The following is a 22701-nucleotide window of genomic DNA, read 5'->3' as shown; positions in this document are numbered from 1 at the left end:
AAGCAAGAGTTTTCCGCTCAACTCCAACACAAGGGCCTCGCTGTGACCAACATGATGAACTCCGCTGCCACCGAGCAAGACGCCGTCGGTCTTGCACGCGAAAGTTTTCTTGGGGAACTAAAATCCCTGACCCGGGAACATCCCAACACAGGTTTTGGCGTTTCACTGCGCACGCATTCTGGCGGCCACTATCTTCTGGCAAATTCTCGCATGCCTTTGCCGAAAACCAAATCTGCGGGCTTCCCTACGGGCCGCCGCCTAGCTTGCCTTGAGAACAGTGAATGTTTCAGCTCGATCGAAGTCCTCGCGGACTCTCGTGCCTATGAAACGATTACGCCCGGCGCCGAAGCGGCGATTCTCGGCAATGCCCTGAACCTGATCGCGCGGATCGATACGCTGACCAGTGGCCTGCCTGATCAAATCGAACATCCCGTCGCCGCGACTGGAACCGGAGGCTAACAATGGCGCGCAATGATCATCTTTTGTCCGTCGGAAACGAAGCACTAACCCCCATGACGTCAGCCATGTCGGCGCTGACAACGCAGATCGACCAGTTGACCGAGGTGGCCGACGCGCGCTCAACGGCGCGCCTTGCGACGCTAAAGACCAAGATCGAGAACTTTACCGCCAGTGTTACGCTGGTTGGTCAGGTTAAGGCGGGCAAATCCTCTATCGTGAATATTCTGGCGGGCCGTCCGGCCCTTTTACCGTCAGATGTGAACCCGTGGACGTCGGTCGTAACGACCTTGAACATCAACACCCGAACCGAGGGTGATACACGGTCAAAATTCACGTTCTTCGAACAAGAAGAATGGGACAACCTCACGATCGGTGGCGGTCGCTTGGGTGAACTTGCCAATCGCGCGGGCGCCGATGATGAGATGGATGATATCCGTCGCCAGATCGGTGAAATGAAGGCAAAATCCGAGGAACGTTTGGGCAAACATTTCGACCTGATCCTTGGGCAGAGCCACCAATACGACTATTTCGACGAAGAACTGATCCAGCGTTATGTCTGCCTCGGGGATGAGGACGATCCTGACATCGACCCCAAAACCGGGCGTTTCGCGGATGTGACAAAATCTGCTGATCTGTTCATGGACATTCCGCAATACCCGATCTCGCTCAAGCTGTGCGACACGCCCGGTGTGAACGACACCTTTATGGTGCGTGAACAGATTACACTGCGCAGTCTGCGTGGGTCTGAGGTATGCATCGTGGTTCTTGCCGCAAGCCAGGCTTTGACCACCATGGACATGGCGCTGATGCGCATTATCGCGCAATTCGAAAATCGCCAGATTATCCTGTTCGTCAACCGCATTGACGAATTGGCTGACCCGGTCAATCAGGTCCCCGAAATTCGGGACCGCATTCAGGACACGCTCAAACAGAACAACATCGATGCAAATACCAGTGTCGTTTTTGGCAGCGCACTTTGGGCCGAGGCCGCGATTACAGGCAACCCTGACATCTTGAATGAAGAGTCGCGGCAGGCATTGAATACGTTCTACCTTGCAGCCGGTTTTGGCGATCAGGCACCTTCGCTGGATAAAATCTGGGCGCTGTCAGGCCTGCCAGATCTGCTGCTCGCCATGAATGAACGCATCGCTGAGGGCGCAGGCAATCGCATGCTGGAACGTGTCCGTCACCGGGCACGAAATATCGCAAGCCAGATCCGCGCGACTGCGGTCGCAAAAAGCCTGTCAAACAGCGACGGGCTGGTGCGTGATCTTGATGGCGTTTCGACCGAAGAAGCGATCGCCAAGATCTCGGAACAGTATGAAAAGAAAGCGGCCGAATTGACCGCGTCTCTGCGCGACAAAGTACTGGAACGCCTGAAATCCGCAGAGAGCAATTTTGTGAAACGCGCAACGGACTCGTTGATCTCGCACCTTGAGCAGAATGGCGAAGAAGGCACGTGGCAATACGATCCGGCCGGTTTGCGGACCTTGCAAAAAGCCGCCTATTTCAGCTTTGCTCGCGGTATGCGCAAAGAGGCTGGTGCGCTCTACTCCTCAGCGGCATCTGACATCGAAGCGCTGTACCACAAACTGCTCGGCAATCACTTGGGTGAGTTCGCCATCGAGGCGCCAATTGTGCCGCGTGTGCCCCCACCGCTGGGGATCGGGCGTACAATTGCGCTGGACTTGCAAAGCACTTGGTGGCGCCGTTGGTGGCAACGTCGAAAAGGCTTTGAAGCCTATGCTGCCGATTACACACGACTGATCGCGTCCGAGGCGAATTCGATCACCAAAGATATCGAAGAAAACCAGATCGCAGCAGTTTTGGAAAACGTTCGGGCCATCCTGTCTGACTTCTTGCGTGAGCAGAAAGAGACATTGTTGACCATTTCGGCATCTGCCGAAAAGGACGCCAGCCAGAATGCGGCGTTGATGGCAGGCACCGCGCCGAAAAAATCGCGGGACGAAATCCTGGGCGACATCCTAAAAGATCTTAGCAACGAGGCAGCATAAGTAGCGACATGGCAAAAGATTCACACATCCGCTTCGTCTCTCCTAAGGCTTGGGAACGCATCGAACTGTGGTCCCGCCGCAAGCCCATCTTTGCACTTATGGGAGAATTCAGTGCTGGCAAATCCACGCTGATGAACTTTCTGCTGCGCTCGCATACTTTGCCAACGCAGGTTACGGCAACGCAACTGCCGCCGGTGTGGTTCAGTTGGGGCGACCGACCCGCATACATCCAGCGGCCAGACGGAACGCGTGAAGAAATCGCCTTGGATCAATTGGAAGCTGTCGGCGTAAATGACGCCCAGTTCGTGCGCATCTTTGTTAAGGCGGACATTCTTGAGGCGGTCGATCTGATCGACACACCCGGCATTTCGGATCCAAAGATTGCGGATGATGTATGGCGTCGTGCGGTCGGTCAAGCCAACGGGGTGCTGTGGTGCACGCACGCGACCCAAGCGTGGCGTGAAACAGAACGTGCCACGTGGGTGTCTTTGCCCGAACGCCTTCAGAACAACTCTTTGCTGCTTGTCACCCGTGCCGACGTACTGGGCGCAAAAGACCGTCAGAAAGTGCTGCGGCGCGTAAACCGCGAAGCTGGCCACCTGTTCAGCCGCTCCATCCTGTTTTCCGCGCGCGACGCGATCGTTGCACGGGACAAGAGTGGTGATGCCGAACTTTGGGCGCGCAGCGGCGGCGGCAAAATGGTCGACAGCTTCCTCGAGATTACTGAGCAAATCATGGATCATCGGGCTGAAATGCTGGCGCGTTACCAAGTCGATGACAGCATGTCTGAACAGAACGATGCCCCACGTGCGTTTATTGCCACGCCCGAAACGGCGTCGCCACTAACGCTAGTGGACTCTGTGGAAGACGAACAGGACGAGGTCGTCACCAACTTCCCGGTCCGACCTGCGCGCGTCGAAAAACGCGCAGACGACACTGAGCGCGCACCGCGTATTGACTCGGATGAGGCCGAGCGCCTTCGCTCGGAAATGACGGCTTCTGTTGACGACATCGCTCCGATTGTCGAAACAAAAGAGCAAGAAGACGATCTGCGCGAGTTCTTCAAAGAAACGCCCAAACCGACGCTCAGCTTGTCTGACTCGGCTATTAACTTTGCCGAAGAGGACGAGTTCGACTTACTTGATAACAGTGTTTATGACGACGCAGAAGTGTCGCCAGAAACCGACGAGGTGTCGGATGAACAAACAACGGAAGAGTCTGAAACCTTTATGGTTTCATTGGAAGACAAACTAGCTGCAACACCAGAACAGGCTGAAGACATCAGCGACGAAGATGACGAAACGCCGGCAGACGTGTCCGTGTCGTCAATCACCGCGCTGATGGCAGAACAGCCGAACGTGGATGAGGACGAGTTCGAGCCCGAACCGGAAACAAATGGGTTGATCGACATGCAAGTCGTTTCATTGCCAAATGCCGGTGGGTTGGAAGCAATGGATCGCCCTGAAAAACTGGAAGACCTGTTGAATGTCCCCGCCGGTTCGCCCCTGAGTGCTGCATCCATGTGGCGTGAGATCACTGAAGATGAAGAACTGCCCGAAGACACTGACGATCTGAAAAAGATGTTCACATCGTTTCTGGAAGAGTTCGACCAGATCGCCGCTGAACATATCGCACGTGGCAACAAAGGCACTGTTTCAGCCGTTCCGAAATCAAGCAAAAGCGGCGGAGCTGAGTGGCATGTATTGTAGCATGAAACAAAGTTAGAAAAGCAGAACGCACGATGTCTATCGAAGCAGCTTTGACCGACGCCATGGGCTCCATACCCGACTGCATTGCAGCCGGGTATGTCGATATGGAAACAGGGATGTTACTGGCAGCCCATTCACCAGATCCCGAGGACGCGCCGGTTCTGGACAGCCTGGCTGTTGCTGTGGCCAATCTGTTTCAGGGCAATGGTGTCAACGGGTTTGCAAACCTTCTGAAAGCAACAGGAAACGCAGAAGCGCAGGAAACCGGCTTTGGCGAAATCGCAGTATTCTCTGGGGACCGGATCAATATTCTGCTGCGCACGCGCGCCTACCCGGATCACGTCATCTGCTATGTCTGCCGCAACAGTGCAAATGTCGGACTGGCATTAACGAAATCGCATCTCAGCCTTGGGGCTGTGACAGCCGCAGTTTAACGGGACCAGAGGGGGTCACGGTATGATGGATACGGACATTCTTGATCTGCTCGAGGACATCGGACGCTCTTCAGTGGCGCGCCTGCATCCGGCCGTTACGCTGACAGGGGACACAGCAAAAGCGCGGCGCGAGCAGGTATTGCGTACCATTCGTGGGACAGTCCTACCGCGTCGTCTGGAATTCACGGCCGCGAACGGAGATTGCCTGGCTATTGAAGTCAACAGCTCGCGCGTGACGGATGTGTTTCGCGTTCGCAATGGCGTTGTCCCTGATTTTGAGACTGAAGCACGGGAAAGCCTCACTGGTAAACTGGCCGAAATCGTCACTGATATTGCCGCCGCACCCGGGCCGCTGGAATTGATTTCGTTGCAACCAGATACCGCGCTCGAAGCGGATGATGTCGGCATTACGTTCAGTGAAATCTCAAAGGCATGCGCCGGGATAGAAATCCCCGCGGAGCCCGTCGTTTCGATAGTGCCGGATCATCAAGATGCGCCTATGAGCGATCTTGAGGTTGTGACAAGCGATCAACTGGCCCAACAGTTCTATGACGCGTCTGAGCGTTTCGCAGTTGGGCGAGTTCTGTCAGACACTGACAAATCAGGCACGACGCTGCACGATGGTGTGTGCGCAACTGACCAACCCGCGCATGCCGATCACGACCTTCTGGCTCAGTTTGCAAAAGATCTGAGCGGCTGGAACGCGGACATCGCAGCACAAGACGACCAACCGCAGCTTATTGTCATGCGACCAGAAGGTGGCAAGGGAACTGCGTTGGCTGTCTTGAAAGACGGCGACCAAATGGCTTTGGCTGTTCACGAGGCCCGCAAATTGGGCGCTGTCGTTAACCTTTGGAAATCACTGACGGGATCAGGAAAATGACCCAGCGTGAAACCTTCCAATTTTCTAAGAATTCGAACCGAGATTACGAGTTATCAGGGTAAGTGTTATGAGTGAAAATCACCGTCGCGAGTTAATTCGCATTGCCGAGGACCTTAACGGGCTCAGCAATGAAGAAACCCGCCAGTTCATTTCGCGTATCGTCACCGATCTTACCGATCTCAAGCCCTCAATCGCGTTTGTGGGCCAGATCAAGGCTGGCAAATCGCGCCTGATCAATGGATTCACAGGGCAAGCCGAGTTTTTGCCCTCGGATGTGAACCCCTGGACGACCGTGATCACCGATATGCATTTCGGACACCCGTCGGGACGTACGAGCGGTGCAGAGTTCCATTTCTTTGACAATCGCCAATGGCAATCCTTGATCGCCGAGGGCGAGGAATTGCGCAACATGTTCCCCGATGACGAGGACAGCTATAAGCGCGAAATGATCGAGGAACAGGTCGAGGCCATGAAGAACCGCGCCAGGGCGCGCCTGGGCCTCAGCTATAAAGACCTGCTAGGTCAGCATCACGATCTGGAACACCTGACGACGGACGATCTTGCGCGCTATGTCTGCGCCGGGGACGATCCAACCGAGGCGGGCAACCATGATCCCGGCTCGGATCGCGGTCTTTACAGTGACATTACACGAAAGGCCGAAGTCTATTTTGATATCGGCCATTTCCCATTTCCCGTAACCGTTACCGATACGCCCGGGGTCAATGACCCGCTGTTGATCCGTGAAGAAATCTCGCGCCAATACCTCAAGGAATCCGACTTTTTCGTCGTCGTCTTGTCCGCGCACCAGGCTCTGTCGCGGGCGGATTTGAAACTTTTCCGGCTCATGCAAGCGCTCGAACTTGGTCAGATCGTGGTCTTCATTAACCGCGTGGACGAGCTTGGCGGCGGCGCAGATGACGCCGTCAAAGTGCGGGCGGATGTTATAGACGGTTTGGACAAGGCTCTTGGCAACACCGATATCGACGTCCTGATGGGCAGTGCGCAATGGGCACATTACGCTTTGACGGGTGACGACACGGGCGTGAACCACGATGACGTTCTGGCATGGCTGCGCGCACATCCCGAGCAGATGAAACAATATCTGGATGGTGTCGAAGAGATCAAGCAAGGCCCGGGTCCAATCAGCCGTGAAGGTGTTTTGCGCTTCGCTGCGATGATTGCCTCAGGCTTGCCTGATCTGCGACGCCATGTGACACAAGCTTTGACCGAAGGTCCCCGTGACGAACAGCTGCGGATGGCGTGGCAACACCTCAACAGTTTTGCTCAGGGCGAGTTGGAGCGTTCGCGCGCCCATCTGCGTGCGATCGAAGAAGAGCTCTCGGGCGATCCGGAAAATGAGGATGACAACGGCAAGACGCTGAAAGACCTGCGCGCGAAGGTCGCTGAGAAAACCGCCGAAATCACCGATGGAATGGACGATGTTCTCGCGAACCTGCGCGGCGTCATGGATGACACCGTCGCCGAAGCTGTTTCGGACGTTGTGCGCGGTCCCAACGGCGATTCACCGCTGCTCGCCAAGGGCGGAGAAACCGAATTGAATTTCGGACCATTGCGGGATCGTATGCGCGAGCTTGTTCAGGGGGCCACGCAGGTTGTTCGACAACGCATGCTGAGCGAGCTTTACGCGATCGATATGCAAAGCAACGCCGCATTACGCGCCCTGCCCGGTTGGCAGGATCATAACGACAACAGAATGAACACAAGCGCTGTTCGGTGGTTCCGCCCAGACACAACGGCACTGACACGTGGCATAACCGTGGAGCTGCGCGTGACATGGCTGTCACGATTGATCTCGCGCAAAAGCGTCGTGTCGCGGGCGGAAAACATGATCATCCAGGAATTCGAGATGATCGGCGACGATCTTGTGGACACCGCCCGCAGCGACCTGTTGGAAAGGCTGAACACAGTGTTGGATCATTATCTGGCACTTTTGGCAGGACATCTTGAATCCCGCGCCGGTGTTGGGGAAACCAACGCCAAAGCCGAAGCACAAAAGGCGTATAACGAAGCCCGGCGTGTTGCGGATGAACTGGATGCCGTTTTCGGCACCGACCCCACGAAAGAGACTTTACCTGAGGCTGCGGAATGATTGAATTTCCCGGAACCGAGCAGGAAGTGCGCAAACTCGAGCGCTTTCTGACCGCGACTGAAAACCTGGCGTCGGACACCAGACTTGATGATATGCGTGCGCGTGCGCTGGCGCATGCAGAACGTCTTTCGAATGCGGTGAATATTGGTTTTGCGGGGGAATTCGGCGCAGGTAAATCCAGCCTGGCCAACATGCTTGCCGGTGCGGACATACTGCCGACGGGTCCACAGCACTTAAAACTGCCGTTGGTCATCGTGGCCTATTCGGACGTGCCTGAAACAACGGTTGGCTGGTGGGGAAAAGAGCCCAAGGTGTATTCTGGGGTCGCCCTGGAAAAAGCCGCCGCCGACAATCCAGACTTTATTTCAGTAGGTCTGAACACCCCTGCCCTGCAGGAAATCTCGCTGTTCGATCTACCGGGCTCTGGCGCACTGGACGACTCGTACAAAACCACGCTTGAGCTGTTGAAATTCGTGGATTGCGCGATCTGGTGTACGAATGGCACGCATGCATGGCGCGAAACCGAACGCCATTTGTGGTCTCAGGTCTCACAGGAATTGCAGCAAAACAGCCTGTTGGCTGTAACTCATGCCGATCTTCCGCCGGTGCGGGATTCATTGGACCGTGTCGTTGCGCGCCTCAACAAGGAAAAGGGTACTCTGTTTAAGTCAGTTGTACCCATTGGGACCCCTGTTGCTGTACGAGCAATGGCGCAAGAGCCTGAACCAGATTTCGATATGTGGGAAACCTGCGGTGGGCAAAATCTGGCCGAGCAGGTTCTACAAGTCGCTTCGAACCGGCGACTGGCCGACATCAAAGCCGCGCGTTTAGATATCGAGAAAGACTTCGGCCCGTACCTTGAAGAGTTGGACATTCCTGATATCGACCATGCCCAACCCGACGCACAGCCCATGCAATCGGTGCTTGAAGCGGCGCTTCCACCATTGGAAAACCCAATTCTGGAAGATTGGCTGGCCGCTATCGCAAGCATTTACGAAGACCTAAAGGAATCGTCGGATATCGACCCCGCGTCTTTCCTGAACAGTTGCCAGGAGATTGTCGAAGACTTTGCGGAACGTCTGGAACAAGGCGGGGAAATCGACCCGGATGCTGACTGGATTCCGGCAGAGTTCGAAAAAGCCACCGACCTTTTGCTATTGTTGCAGTTCGAAAGTGGCGACGCACCGTTGAAAGACGCCGTAAGTATTCTGGCACAGCTAAGCGACAACCTCGCCTGGGCTGGTAGCCGGGCAGGCACGGCGCAACCCAGAACCGGCACGTAACACGATCTCGTTAAAATTGAGTGACAGAACAGCGATTCGTCGTGTCAAGAATCATGCGCGCATTGTTTCGGAATCGCGCAACAATCTTTGAAAAACAGGCTTTCAGTCCGCAGTTTTTTGCTGGCGATCCTCAATATATTGATCACGCGGTGAGGTGAATACAATATGTTGATTTTCTCCCGGTCCCGTTCTCAGTGAAGCCATGAGGCGGCCCCAATAAAGTCAAATTTGAAACGTCTAACGTACTTAGTTGTCCTGCGGTTGTGTTTGGTCGTGAGTTGACGGGCTGTTTATCGGGTAAAGCAACCGCAAAATGATTAGAATGGGCGGGAAGAAATGAGCCATAACCAGGCTGTCGATGCGACGCACGACGAACCGAAAATTGAAGGATTGCAACCGGGTGCCAAGCTTTTGCGAGGCCAGTATGAGATCCTGCGCTTTATCAGCAACGGTGGCTTTGGGATCACGTATCTGGCCCGTAACAGCCTTGAGCGCGAGGTTGTCATCAAAGAGTGCTTCCCCGGAGCTTTGTGCCAACGCGATGGCGACCTTGTCGAACCGATCGACCCTGCACACAAAGAAGACTTGCGGGCCATTATCGACCTGTTCATTCAGGAAGCACGCAACCATGCACGATTGGTACATCCCAACATCGTAGATGTGCACCAGGTCTTCGAAGACAACAACACAGCCTACATCGCCATGGATTACATCCGGGGCTGTGACCTGCTGGACTACGTCGAAAACCCGGAAAACAAAACCGGGCCGGACTTTATCGTGTCGGTCACCGAAAAGATGCTGTCCGCTGTGTCATTCATCCACCAAAGCGGAATGCTGCATCGCGATATTTCACCCGACAATATCCTGATCGATGAAAACGGTGAGCCCGAGCTGATCGATTTTGGTGCAGCCCGTGAGCAAGCCGCAAACCAATCGGCTGCTTTGCTGACCCTGCGCGTCATCAAAGACGGATATTCACCGCATGAGTTCTATGTGCGCGGTGCGGAACAAAACCCAAGCAGCGACCTTTATGTTTTGGCGGCAACGCTCTATCATGCGATTAGCGGCGAGCGTCCAGTCGACGGGCAAACACGACTGAACGCGTTCAACAACAGCCAAAACGACCCCTATGTGCCTTTGGCGGGCCGTTACAAAGGTTACCCCAAAGACTTCCTCGAAGCGATCGACAAGGCGATGGAAGTTCACGCAACTGATCGTCTGCAGACCGCATTGGACTGGCTGCGCATGTTCCGGGGCCCGGGCGTAATGTTCGACACATTCGAATATCGTCCCGTCTCGGTAATTGTCGCAATGGACCGCAAGGACGAGGCCGCCGAAAAGGCGCGGATCAAGGCCGAAAGCGAAAACGCCGAGGCCGTAGTTACTGCGCTGTTGGCGGGGAACCCCGATATCGCCCTGGGTCACGAGGACAAAAAAGAAGACGAGCTCGCTACATATAAAGCGCCCGAAGAACCTCCTGTTGCGGTCGATACCGTGGTCAAAAGCGGATCAGGTGGTGGAGCCAGATTGATGGCTGGCGCGGCATTTGTAGCTATCGCTGTGGCAGCTGGTGGCTTCCTTCTGCTGACCGGAGAAAAAGAAACACAAGCTCCAGACACTTCGACCGTGGCGCCGACAATTGAGCCTGTCATCGCAGCCGTCGAACCGGTTGCCGAAGAAGTCGAACCGGTTGTCGAAGAAATTGAGGTAAGTTCCGAGCAAACACCCAAGCAGGTGGAACCAGAGCCAGAACCTGTCGAGCAGACCCTGGCTGAACCGGCTGCCATAGAAGAGGCTGAAGCCCCGGCAGCTGGTGCCCCTGCTCTGGAAACCGCAGTTGCTGAAACCCCTGTTGTTGAACCCATCGAGCCGGTTGTACTTGCTGAAAACCAAATTGAGTTTTCGGTCTGGGACGTGGATATCCCCTTCCAGTTTTCCAGACGGCGTGCCTCGACCGGTAACGTAATTGCCGTGACAGATGTTGACCCGTCTCTGGACCTGTCAATCGTGGGCGAGTGGGTGCAGAAGGGCGCGGCAATCTACACGCTCAACGGTGAACCCGTTCAGGCAGGGTCAAGCTTTGCTGCGCAGGTTCTGAACGATCCCAACGTGGATCCTGATGGCTACATTCGCGTCACTGCCCGTTATCGCTCGCTTGGCGAAACACGCGCTCAGAATGGGCTATTGGCTTTGCCCGCAACGCGGATGGTCGGCCTGGAAAACGGGTATGGCTTTACGATCACGAACCCTGACGGAGCAGGATGGTCGACGGTTGTAAAAACAGTTCCTGCAGACGCTTCCGGGGACCTGCAAGCCGGTGACGTACTGATGTCTGAAGCACAGACCAGCACCGTAATCGACACCCCGGAAAGCTTGAAGACGTTGTTGGCGTCCATGGTAGCCGATGGCATGCCACAAGCCCGCCTGACTGTTTTGCGCAATGGTGAACCCACCGATGCCGTCATGAAACTGGCGCAGGAGTAATCAACCCGGATCGTTTGTAACCCGCCAGTGTGTGTTTGCTGAGGGCCGTGTGGCGAACCACACGTCCCCGACGGGGACCGGCCCGTCGCGGAAAGTAAGAGTGACTTTGGTTTTCAATCATCAGTGCCCATGCGCGATCCCGCGCAGAGGTGAGTAGCAGCCCACGGGTTAAAATCCCGTGCCAAGAAACAAAGGTGTCGTCACCATGTTCAAATACAAAAGCCCTCTCAGCCGGCTTCTCGAAGGTGCCGGCAAACCTAAAGAAAACGAAGCCGAAGACGCCGTCTCGGTAGACGCTGACAAACCTGAACCGATCGCGGATTTCAACGCGCTTCGTGTGGCTCTGGCCGGCAACAACATGCCGTCTTCAGACAGCTACGAGGATGCTGAGGATTTGATCCCTGAAGAGGAAATGTCCGATTTCTCCGAAGGTGACACAGATGAAACAGTCGACACCGAAGAAGAGAATATTCTGGCCGACGTTGCAGCCGAAATTGATGATACGGCAGACATGGCAGTTGAGGATGCTGATCCGGTCGTAACGTTGCACGTAGCCACCGAAGAGGTTGCCGACGAAGAGGAAGAAGAAATCGTCCTGTTCGACGCGACACCGGAAGAGGCCGTCGTCGAAGAAGACGTACAAGACGATGAGGCCCCCGAAGAACCCATCGTCGAAGTTATCGCCGAAGACCCTGCACCACAGCCGGAAGAGGTCGAGGAAGTCGTCGTCGCTGAGACAATTGCGACGCCACCTGCACCGGCACCGGAGCCATCACCCGCCGACCGTCGTGGGCGCGTGAAAACCACCTTCCTTGGTTTTGAGCGCGCAGACACGCACGTTCAGGATCTTATCGAAACCTCGGAACCCGTAGCCAAAGCGGAAACAGCGCAAGAGACGTTCCCCGTTGGTTGGTTGGTCGTTACCGCCGGGCCTGGCCGTGGATCGTGCATCACATTGACCGAAGGTTTGATGCAGATCGGCCGCAATGACGATCAGGCGATCCAGCTTGATTTTGGGGATACCGGTATTTCCCGCAGCAACCACGCCGTAATCGCCTACGACCCCGAGGATCGCAAGTGCTACCTGGGTCACGGCGGCAAGGCCAATCTGGTGCGCCTGAACGGGAAACCAGTTCTCAGCACAGTCGCGTTGGCGAGCGGTGACCTGATCCGCATCAGCGAAACATCCATACGCTTCGCCGCTTTCTGCGACGAAGGATTTGACTGGCGGGACGCTTAATAGATGCTGGCGACCCCTGCATACGACATTGCGCTGATCCTTGATCAGGGTCAGCGTGAAACGCAGGAAGATGCGGTGGCCTCTCGCACATTCGACGGGGCAAACGCAGGCTATATCGTTGTTGCGGACGGAATGGGAGGGCACGCCGCGGGCGAAGTCGCCTCTGACCTCGTGATCAAAGCGTGGCACGAAGCGTTGGACACGTATCTGGAAAGCGAAGCACCGTCTGAAGCCGACCTGATCGACGCCCTTCCACTTGCTGCAATGCAAGCCAACGCCGCAGTGGCAGCGTATTCGGACGAACAAGGTGAAGGGTTCAACATGGGTTCTACCCTTTTGGGTGTGCTTATGCTGGATCGTCGGGTCTTTTGGATTTCGATCGGCGATAGCCCTCTGTACCTTTTCCGAGACGGAATTCTGCACCAGATCAACGAAGATCATTCGATGGCTCCGGCCATTGATGCACAGCTTGCCAATGGTGATTTGACCGAAGACGAGGCCGCCAACCACCCTGACCGTAATCAACTGACCTCGGTGATCATGGGTGCGGCGATCCCCAAAGTGGACTGCCCCGAAGAGCCACTGACGCTCAGCGTTTCAGATGTGCTTTTGGCGGCAAGTGATGGGCTGCAATACCTCAGCAACGCTGAGATCCTGTCCATCCTTTCAGAAAATGCAAACGCCTTGGCACAGGATATTGCCGACGCTTTGCTTCAGGCGCTGCGCGTCAAGAATGACCCCGATCAGGACAATATCTCAATCGGTGTCGTGAAATTAACAAGAAACGAATGAAGGCAAAGCGACAGGACACATGAGACCTCATCTTATTATCTCCAGCCTTGCACTTGCGGCCGCAACTGGCGCGGCCTCTGCGCAAGAGGCATGCTCAACATACGAAATTCAACGCGGGGACAGCCTGCGCGAGCTGACAATCCAGGTCTATTCGACTGAGGACTTCAGCATCATCTTCGACGCAAACCGGGACGTGATTGGCAACAACCCCAACATAATCCGGGTTGGCGATATCTTGACCCTTCCATGCCTGGAAGACGTTGGTCGCGCGCCTGCTGCCCCTACGACCGAAGCCGAAGCCATGGCAGCCGAGATGGCATCCGAATTGGTCAAAGCCGCGGAAGAACGCGCGGCAAAAGCTATCGCAGAAGCAGAAGCCCGTGTTGCAGCTGCGGAAGCAGAAGCCAAACAGGCAAGTCAAGACGCTGTAATTGCAGCCAAAGCAGCCGCCAAGCGGGAAATCGAGGCAGCCCGCAGCGAAGCCGCCGCATTGATCCGAGAAGCCGACACTGGTGAAAGCCCCGAAATCCGCGAGCGTCAGCTGCTGCTGATTACGGGCGGAAACTACGCCCCATTTACCGACGAAGCCCTGCCTAATCGCGGCTTGTATACGGATTTGGTGGAAACCGCGATGTTGCGTGCGGCACCGGAACAGCCTTACAAAATCCAATTCGTCAATGATTGGTCGTCGCATCTGGACCTGCTGATGCCAACACTGGCATTCGATGCAACCTTCCCTTGGTCGCGTCCGAATTGCGAAGAAGCCGCAGCACTTTCGGAAAGTGACCGTGAACGGTGCGAGACCTACAACTTCTCGAACCCGTTCTACGAAGTCGTTGACACGTACTTTGCGTTAGAAGGCTCTGGTTACGAGACTACTCTGACTCATTCCGATTTTGTTGGCGCAACGATTTGCCGGCCCGAAGGATGGTCCCTGTCGCATATGGATGCCGTCAGCTTGCATGAACCAATCATCGAGTTGATGCGCCCGGTTTCGCCCGATGACTGTTTTCACGCGGTTATGGACGGAACAGCCGATATCGTCGCGATCGAAGCTCATCTTGCAGAAGAAGCGATCGGACGTCTGGGCTATCGCCACAAGATTATCGAAAACCCCAACCTCGCGGCGATCAAGTCGCTTAACGTTATGACCCACAAAGATAATCCGGATGGGGAAGCGATCCTTGAGACGCTCAACCAGGGTCTTTCAATTATGCAGCAATCCGGCGAATGGCGCGACATCGTGTCGACCGCTCTGCGCTATCAAATGGAAAACGGCTAAGGCCAAAAACTAGCCTGACAAGAAAAGTCTGGAGGAAGTGGACATGTTTAACAAGAAACTGAAGAAAGCCGTACTTTCGGCAACTGCCCTAACAGCCTTGAGCGCCGGTGCCGCCGCCGCGCAAGAGGCATGCACCAACTACACGGTTCAAGATGGTGACACTATGGCAACCATCGCCATCGCGGCCTATGGTACCTCGAACTATCAGCCGATCTTCAACGCGAACCGCAACCAGATCACAGATCTGGGCGCGCTTGAGCCTGGTCTGGTTCTGGCTCTGCCCTGTGAGGATGGCAGCCTGCCCAACGGCCAATCCGCGCAAGAAATCATCGCAGAGCAGGAAGAACGCGCCGCAAGCGTAAAACGCACCAACGTGTACGCTCCGCCAATCAAAATGGTGGCCGGCAACGGTTGGGAGCCGTTCACAACTGAATCACTGGGCGGCGGTGGCATCATGACGCGCCTGGCGACTACCAGCCTGCAGCGTGCAGGTAACAGCCGTGACTACTCGGTCAGCTTCGTAGATGACTGGAGCTCGCACCTGGATACGCTTTTGCCACTTGGTGCTTTCGACATCTCGATCGCTTGGACCGTGCCGGATTGTACAAACCGCTCGTATGAGTGGTCTGCCGAAACCGAGGCGCGTTGCACACAATTCGTTGCAAGTGTTCCGGTCTACGACGTCGTTGGCGGTTTCTACACCCTGCCAGAAAGCGAATACACGAACGCCACGAGTTTTGCTGACCTTGAAGGTTCGACCATTTGCCGGATGCAAGGCTGGAGCATGGTCGTTCTGGAAGAAGTGGGCCTGAACCGTCAAAACAGCACCGTTATCCAGCCGAACTCGGCACGCGAATGTCTTGACGCCGTTCTGACCGGCACCGCAGATGTAGCCGCATTCGAAGTTGAACTGTTCGCTGCGACAATGAAAGACATGGGTTTGACTTCGTCCGATATCGTTGAAAACCCCTATGTTTCGACCCTGTCGTCGATGAGCTTCCTCGCACACCGCACCAACCCCTTCGCACGCGAATACATTGCGATGATGAACAAAGGGCTGGTCGAGATGCGTGAATCTGGCGAATGGTACGCGATCATCTCGGACACCCTGCGTGAGCAGAACGAAAAGCTGAACGCTGCATCGAACTAAACCTGCCGAGGGGACCAGAAGATGTTCTGGTCCCTTCTTGCAATCTCTGACCACGGCCTACTGCCCTACGGGAAACCCCGAATAGGCAACAGCCACACCGACAAATAGATTGCGATCAACCCTACCGGAGAGGCTTCGGCCTCCCCACTCACTCAAAAAGGGACCGACTTTGGGGGTCGGTCCCTTTTTAATTCTGGTACCACTTACCTCGTCTTGAAACGAGGTCGGCCGCTTAGTCGATCAACGCATTCAGCGTTGCGCTTGGACGCATGACAAGTGCGGTTTTTGCAGGATCTGTGTGGTAATAACCCCCCAAATCTGCAGCTCCACCCTGTGCCGTCGCCAACTCTGACAGGATAGTCTCTTCACCGTCAGCAAGTGCTTTGGCCAAAGGTGCGAATTCGGCAGCCAGTTCCGCATCATCCGACTGGGCAGCCAATGCCTCAGCCCAATAGCGTGCAAACCAGTAGTGGCTGTCGCGGTTGTCAGGCTGTCCAACTTTCCGGCTTGGAGATTTATTGTTGTCCAATATCCCTTGGGTCGCCGCCTCAGCCGCTGCACCCAGAACGCCAGCCTTGGCGTTGCCTTTGCTGTCGGCAAGGAAGTTCAGCGATTCACCCAACGCACAGAACTCACCCATCGAGTCCCACCGCAAATGGCTTTCTTCGACCAATTGCTGCACGTGCTTCGGTGCCGACCCACCTGCGCCGGTTTCAAAGAGCCCACCACCGTTCATCAGTTTGACGATCGACAGCATTTTGGCCGAAGTTCCCAGCTCCAAGATTGGGAAAAGGTCGGTCAGGTAGTCCCGCAGAACGTTGCCGGTAATGGCAATCGAATCCTTACCCGCGGTGATAGTCTCCAACGACTGGCGGGTTGCTTCACGCGGTGCCAGGATCAAGAAATTGTCGGCAACGCCCGCTGCTTCCAGCGCCGGTTTCACGTATTTGATCAACTCAGCGTCGTGGGCACGGTTTTCGTCCAGCCAGAAGATCGCCTCGGACCCGGTCAGGCGCTGCCGGTCCATTGCAAGCTGAATCCAGTTCTCGATTGGCGCTTTCTTGACAGTGCAAGACCGCCAGATGTCACCCTGTTCCACATCATGCGAGTGTAGTGTTTCGCCATTGGCAAGAACGATCCGGATCACACCATCAGCGGGCGCTTCGAAGGTCGTGGGATGGCTACCGTATTCTTCAGCTTTCTGCGCCATCAGACCCACGTTGGCGACTGCACCTGCAGTCGCAGGATTCAATGCACCGTTTGCTTTGAAGAAATTGATCGTTTCGTCATAAACGGGTGCATAGCAACGGTCCGGGATCACACAATTTGTATCACCTTTTGCACCGGTCTCATCCCAACCTTTGCCGCCCGCACGGATTACAGCGGGCATCGACGCGTCAATGATCACATCGGACGGCACGTGCAAGTTGGTGATGCCCTTATCGCTATCGACCATGTACATGGATGGGCGGTCACCCTTGATTGCGTCAATGGCAGCCACGATATCCGCATTGCCGGCAACACGTTCCAAAAGATCGCCCAGACCCGAGTTCGGGTTCACGCCCAGGGCATCCATCTCGGTGCCAAATTTCTCGAACACCGGGGCCAGCCACGCCTTGACCGCATAGCCAAAGATGATCGGGTCCGAGACCTTCATCATCGTGGCTTTCATGTGCAGCGAGAACATGGTGCCGTCTTTCTTGGTGTCTTCGATCGCATCTGCCAGGAAGGCAGACAGCGATTTGACGGACATGAATGTTGCATCGGCCACAGTACCTTCGGCCAACGGCCAACCGTCTTTCAGAACGGTAACGCTGCCGTCTTTACCGACGAACTCAATCTTTGCATCACCCGCCTGCGCGGCAGTGATCGTCGCCGATTTTTCGTTCGCATAAAAGTCATTGCCCGACATGGACGATACTTTGGTTTTGCTATCCGAAACCCAATCACCCATCGAATGCGGGTTCTTTTGGGCGTAGTTCTTCACAGCGCGCGCTGCGCGGCGGTCAGAGTTACCTTCGCGCAGAACGGGGTTCACGGCGGAACCTTTGATAGCGTCATAACGCGCCCGGATCGCCTTTTCCGCGTCAGTTGCAGGCTCTTCGGGGTAAGTTGGGATGTCATAGCCCTGCGACTGCAGCTCTTCTATGGCTGCCACCAACTGCGGAACCGAAGCCGAGATATTTGGCAATTTGATTACGTTGGCATCAGGTGTCTTTACCAATTCACCCAGTGCAGCCAGATCATCGGTGATACGCTGATCTTCTGTCAGGTTCTCAGGGAAAGTCGCCAGAATACGCCCCGCCAGAGAAATATCTTTTGTGCCAACACTGACACCCGCGGCCGAAGCGAACTTGCGAATGATGGGCAGGAATGAGGCGCTGGCCAGCTCGGGCGCTTCGTCTACAATGGTATACAATATGTCGAAGTTCGATTTATCTGCCATATTCTTTTACCTTTTTTAAGCCTTTCGGGGCGTGCGATCCAAGAGTGTGCCACTTTTTCGTGGCGTGGGCGGGGCGCGTTTAACCTACCGCCCCAACGGTGACTCTGATTTGACAGGGTTTCCCTTAAATGACGTTTGGCTTGGGATCAATCGTATCAACCCGCGCATTTTGACACGTTTTGCGGAAAACCGTGTCATCCAGCGGGTTCTGCACAGAAATCAGACACCCCAAGTATCGCTCAGCTTGTATCCGCCGGGCCAAGGGTCATCCGGGTCTAACATGTGTTGATGGGTCCCGGTGATCCAACCTCGACCGCTGATTTCAGGAATTATCGCGGGTCTGTCCGCCACGACGGTTTTTTCAACGATCTGTCCGGTAAAGCGCGATCCGATAATAGAGATCGCTTCCAGGGTTTGCCCAACGGCCAGTTGCCCCTTTGCCGCCATCAGCGCCATACGAGCGGAAAGCGCTGTTCCAGTAGGCGAACGATCTACCTTGCCCGGCTGCACCGCAACCGCCGACTTGCTGGCAAACCCCGTTTCGGTTTCGTCAAGCGGGCCGCAAAACGCGCAGAAAGAGATATGCGACCAGTCCGGGTTGTCAGGATGATGAAATCCAAGCTGTTCGGTAGCAGCATTGGTTATTGCAACTCCCGCACGCGCAATATCGCGGGCTTCGTCCTCGACGATGTCGAACCCCAGCGCTGTCGCATCGACCACAACGAAACTGTCGCCGCCATACGCTGTGTCTACGGTTAGCGTTCCCAGACCCGGCACTTCGAGTGGTACCCCGATCTGACCCGCAAAGCTGGGCACGTTCTGCACATAGATACGCTCGGCTTTGCCCTGCCGACATTCGGCCCGAACGCGCACCAGCCCGCCGGGCGCCTCGAGCGTCAAGGTCGTTACGGGCTCTTGCATGGGTACAATTCCGCTGTCCAACAGAACGGTCGACACACAAATTGCGTTCGACCCGGACATTGGCGGATTGTCTTCCGGCTCCATGATAATAAACGCAGCGTCCGCCTCGGGGTGTTTGGGAGGAACCAACAGGTTTACATGCCGAAAAACACCGCCACGAGGCTCATTCAGTACGAAGTTGCGCAAGGTCTGATCGCGTTCAATGAACGATCGCTGCTCCCACAGTGTTTGTCCCGGCGGGGGCAGAACACCGCCCACAATCACATCCCCAACTTCACCTTCTGCATGGGCGGAAATCACATGAACGGTCTTTATGCTGCGCATGCCCGCTCCTTAAAACCTGCTGGGGGCATATGGATGCGTTGAAATCGGATCAGCATCCCCGTCTACCATCGCACCAACCATCTCGGCTGTCCCGGCAGATTGGGTCAAACCCAGATGCCCATGCCCAAAGGCGTAAATCACATCTGACGCTTTTGGCGACGAACCAATAACCGGAAGACTGTCAGGCAAAGATGGGCGGAAGCCCATCCACTGCGTGCCACCAACTGTGTTCAAACCCGGCAGGAACTGAGCGGCCTTTTCCAGCAAAGTATCAGCACGCTTGAAATTCGGAGGCAGGTTTAACCCGCCCAGTTCAACGGCCCCCCCTACCCTAACGCCGCCATTAATCCGGCTGGCCACAAAGCCGTGGCGCGAAAAAGTCAGGTGCATGCGCAGGTCAAACGCGCCGGGCGGCAGAGTAGTGTTGTATCCGCGTTCGGTTTCAAGCGGGATGTGATCGCCCAGTGTCCGTGCAAGATGATGTGACCATGCGCCCGATGCTACGACTACCTTTCTTGCATCCAGATCACCGTCTGCAGTGGCGATACGAACCCCGCTTTCCAGCGCTTCGAGTCCCCGAATTTCCCGCGTTTCAATACGGCCCTGACGTTCACGAAACGCTTTGGCAAGGTATTCGACCCATTTTTTGGGGTCGACCGTGTTTAACCAGTTCGGGGTGTAACCCGCATGCGTAAAGCGCTTGCTGAGGCCCGGTTGTTTTTCTGCGATGGCTTCCGGGCTTTCCAGTAGTTCGAACGCGATACCGTGGGCGCGCTTCAACTCCCACGTTGGTAAGCTGGCGCGAAACTCGGCCTCAGATTCATAAAGCTGCATCTGGCCGTCGCGCTGCATCATATGCTCGCCGTCCACCGTAGCAATAAGCCGATCCAAAGCCGCGCTGGACAGCTTCATGAGATTGGCTTGCGCTTCAAGCAGCGCGGTATAACGATGTGGCTGGCTGGCACGCCAGAACCGATACATCCAAGGAGCGATCTGCAGCGCATAAGACGGAGGTATGGACAAAGGCCCCAGCGGATCCAACAGCCACTTGGGCGCTTTTCGCATGATACCCGGTGTTGCCAGCGGCTCGACCTCGGAAAAGGCAAAAGCTCCGGCGTTCCCGGCTGATGTCTGGGCTGCCACACCGTCCTTGTCCAGAACCAGCACGGAATGTCCACGGCGTTGCAATTCCAGCGCTGTCGTAATGCCAATTACGCCTGCACCAATGACCACAATCTGGTCAGTCATAGTTCGATCCCCGCGCGGAATGGGTCCTGTTCCGCAAAAACAAGTTTGGTTTCTGCTGTGACGAAAGCCTGGCCTTTAATCGACGGGATAACTCCGCCGTTTGAACCCGGTTGATAGGACAAAGTGTACGAACTGCCGATCACACTTTGCTGGATGATCTCTTCACCGGGGGCCAACACTCCGTCTGCAGCAAGGCACGCCAAACGCGCCGAACACCCTGTGCCACATGGGGATCGGTCATAATTGTCGTCGGGGCACAGCACAAAGTTCTTACCGTGAATGTTATGGTCCGCAACGGCATCCTGAAAGATCACGTGATCAATTGGCTCACCGAGCTCACCACCGATACCTTGGGCGATTGAAGCCTCGCGGGTAGCAACGGCCAAATCGGTAAGCGCCCGGATGTTTTCCGGTGCCACAGGCACAGGGCTGGGATCGACAATAAAGAACCAGTTCCCACCGTAAGCCACATCACCGATGACAGACCCATGTCCGGGAACATCTAGCCGCACATTGCGGTGCACGCGTCGGCTTTCGATATTCTGAACGGTTACGGTGTTTGCATCATGCAATTCGACCGTAACGACACCTGCCGGAGTTTCGATGCGGTGTGTTCCTATTCCAATGCGCCCCAGCTTAGCCAATGTGACTGCCAGACCAATCGTCCCATGCCCACACATACCCAGAACAGCATCGACGTCAAAGTAGATCACTCCGGTGACGCAGGACGGGTCAACGGGCTCAACCAGCAGGGCTCCGACCATTGCAGGTTGCCCCCGCGGCTCGAGCATGATGGACCGATAGAACGCCTGAAACTCGGTGGCCAACCTTTGCGCCCTGCCCGCCAATGGACCGGAACCCAGATCGGGAGCGCCGTCCAAGATGACACGCGTAGGCTCTCCTCCGGTATGGCTGTCGATTACATGCACTCGGCGATTACTCCACCTTGTTTGCTCCAATCTGCAAACCAAGTTTTAAACAGAGCATATTGCTGCTCGCAATAGATGCGCTGTGCGTCTGTCAATTCATCGGTTTCGTTGAAATGCAGGCGGTATTCCTGTTCACCATTCAGCACCAGCAGATGCTTGTAGTAGAGAACCAAATCCGGGCCCTCATCAAAGCTCGACAAAACATGAATGGCTTCGGTCAACTCTTGCGCACGTTGCCGGGCCTCGGCATTCCCCTGTGCAGCTTTTTGGGAAAGTGCGGCCAATAACAAGGCTTCGCGTGGCAGCGCAGTACCGATACCGGTGATTGACCCGGTCGCACCGCAATTGACGAAGCCGTGATAGACCTCGGTGTCAACACCAACCATCAGCGTCACCTGATCATCCTGACTAGTGATGTTTTCAGCGGCGTACCGCAGGTCATCTTTGCCACCGAATTCCTTGAACCCAATCAGGTTGGGATGTTCTGCACGCAAAGCGAAGAACAGATCTGCACGCGTGGCAAACCCATAATATGGGCTGTTGTAGATAATCGCGGGTACATCCGGCGCGGCAGACAGAATTGCTTTGAAGTGATGTTTTTGCGCATTTGGAGAGCTGCCCCGAGACAGGACACGCGGTATCACCATCAAACCAACTGCACCCACCTTTTGAGCATGCGCCGCATGAGCCACTGCCGATTTGGTATTGATCGCGCCCGTGCCAACCACCACTGGCAAACCGGCCCCTACCAGACGTTCCACCCCTTCCATTCTTTGCTCATCAGTCAGCAAAGGCCAATCACCCATCGAGCCGCAATAAACGACCGCAGACATCCCCGCTTCGATCAATTGCTGACCCTTGCGTACCAAAGCTTCGAAATCAGGCAGTCGGTCTGCTTTGCAGGGCGTCATGAGTGCAGGCATCGTGCCCGAAAAGACATTGGTCGACATTGGCGTTTCCCTTAGTTTAACCGCAGGTGCGAGACACATGAG

At 55.5% G+C, this 22701-nt stretch carries 17 protein-coding genes; 12 read left to right on the top strand and 5 right to left on the bottom strand.

Going from position 1 to position 22701, the window contains the following annotated elements:
• The first annotated feature begins 51 nt into the window (after positions 1-51).
• The 12 genes from ACR0DG_RS12725 to ACR0DG_RS12670 all read left to right on the top strand — a co-directional run bounded on the left by ACR0DG_RS12725 (position 52) and on the right by ACR0DG_RS12670 (position 15841).
• Positions 52-459 (top strand): hypothetical protein, encoded by a 408-nt coding sequence (locus ACR0DG_RS12725; RefSeq protein WP_480697270.1) that lies wholly within the window; start codon positions 52-54, stop codon positions 457-459.
• Between the two features lie 2 nt (positions 460-461).
• Complete coding sequence (locus ACR0DG_RS12720; protein WP_480696781.1) at positions 462-2474, top strand: dynamin family protein; 2013 nt, start codon at positions 462-464, stop codon at positions 2472-2474.
• 8 nt (positions 2475-2482) lie between these two features.
• Entirely contained in the window at positions 2483-4183 is a 1701-nt protein-coding gene (locus ACR0DG_RS12715) for a dynamin family protein (RefSeq protein ID WP_480696783.1), read from the top strand.
• 32 nt (positions 4184-4215) lie between these two features.
• Entirely contained in the window at positions 4216-4617 is a 402-nt protein-coding gene (locus ACR0DG_RS12710; protein ID WP_480696784.1) for a hypothetical protein, read from the top strand.
• Between the two features lie 22 nt (positions 4618-4639).
• On the top strand, positions 4640-5500 hold the full coding sequence (locus ACR0DG_RS12705) for a hypothetical protein (RefSeq protein WP_480696786.1): 861 nt from the start codon (positions 4640-4642) through the stop codon (positions 5498-5500).
• 67 nt (positions 5501-5567) lie between these two features.
• Positions 5568-7610 carry a dynamin family protein gene (locus tag ACR0DG_RS12700; RefSeq protein WP_480696788.1) on the top strand — a complete coding sequence of 681 codons (2043 nt, stop codon included), beginning with the start codon at positions 5568-5570 and terminating at the stop codon, positions 7608-7610.
• Positions 7607-8893, top strand: coding sequence for a dynamin family protein (locus tag ACR0DG_RS12695; RefSeq protein ID WP_480696790.1), 1287 nt, complete (start codon positions 7607-7609; stop codon positions 8891-8893). The genes ACR0DG_RS12700 and ACR0DG_RS12695 overlap by 4 nt, the downstream gene beginning before the upstream one ends.
• A 336-nt stretch (positions 8894-9229) precedes the next feature.
• Positions 9230-11377 (top strand): protein kinase domain-containing protein, encoded by a 2148-nt coding sequence (locus tag ACR0DG_RS12690; RefSeq protein ID WP_480696792.1) that lies wholly within the window; start codon positions 9230-9232, stop codon positions 11375-11377.
• A gap of 205 nt (positions 11378-11582) precedes the next feature.
• Positions 11583-12617, top strand: a complete 1035-nt coding sequence (locus ACR0DG_RS12685) for an FHA domain-containing protein (protein WP_480696794.1) — start codon at positions 11583-11585, stop codon at positions 12615-12617.
• Positions 12618-12620: 3 nt separating this feature from the next.
• A complete protein-coding gene (locus ACR0DG_RS12680) occupies positions 12621-13409 on the top strand; it encodes a PP2C family protein-serine/threonine phosphatase (protein ID WP_480696796.1) in 789 nt (262 codons plus the stop codon).
• A 19-nt stretch (positions 13410-13428) separates the two neighbouring features.
• Entirely contained in the window at positions 13429-14691 is a 1263-nt protein-coding gene (locus tag ACR0DG_RS12675) for a type 2 periplasmic-binding domain-containing protein (protein ID WP_480696798.1), read from the top strand.
• A 43-nt stretch (positions 14692-14734) separates the two neighbouring features.
• Positions 14735-15841 carry a peptidoglycan-binding protein LysM gene (locus ACR0DG_RS12670; protein ID WP_480696800.1) on the top strand — a complete coding sequence of 369 codons (1107 nt, stop codon included), beginning with the start codon at positions 14735-14737 and terminating at the stop codon, positions 15839-15841.
• 232 nt (positions 15842-16073) lie between these two features.
• On the opposite strand, the gene ACR0DG_RS12665 is transcribed toward ACR0DG_RS12670, so the two are convergent.
• The 5 genes from ACR0DG_RS12665 to ACR0DG_RS12645 all read right to left on the bottom strand — a co-directional run bounded on the left by ACR0DG_RS12665 (position 16074) and on the right by ACR0DG_RS12645 (position 22659).
• Complete coding sequence (locus ACR0DG_RS12665) at positions 16074-18287, bottom strand: NADP-dependent isocitrate dehydrogenase (RefSeq protein WP_480696802.1); 2214 nt, start codon at positions 18285-18287, stop codon at positions 16074-16076.
• Positions 18288-18506: 219 nt separating this feature from the next.
• Positions 18507-19532, bottom strand: coding sequence for a trans-3-hydroxy-L-proline dehydratase (locus tag ACR0DG_RS12660; RefSeq protein ID WP_480696804.1), 1026 nt, complete (start codon positions 19530-19532; stop codon positions 18507-18509).
• A gap of 9 nt (positions 19533-19541) precedes the next feature.
• Entirely contained in the window at positions 19542-20780 is a 1239-nt protein-coding gene (locus ACR0DG_RS12655) for an NAD(P)/FAD-dependent oxidoreductase (protein WP_480696806.1), read from the bottom strand.
• The gene (locus ACR0DG_RS12650) at positions 20777-21709 is read right to left on the bottom strand and encodes a 4-hydroxyproline epimerase (protein ID WP_480696808.1); all 933 of its coding nucleotides are present in this window, start codon (positions 21707-21709) and stop codon (positions 20777-20779) included. The genes ACR0DG_RS12655 and ACR0DG_RS12650 overlap by 4 nt, the downstream gene beginning before the upstream one ends.
• A complete protein-coding gene (locus ACR0DG_RS12645; protein WP_480696810.1) occupies positions 21700-22659 on the bottom strand; it encodes a dihydrodipicolinate synthase family protein in 960 nt (319 codons plus the stop codon). Before ACR0DG_RS12645 ends, ACR0DG_RS12650 begins: the two co-directional genes overlap by 10 nt.
• Positions 22660-22701: the final 42 nt, after the last annotated feature.

This window comes from Ruegeria sp. BG8, assembly GCF_056538325.1.
This window is presented reverse-complemented; position numbering and strand designations above follow the sequence as displayed.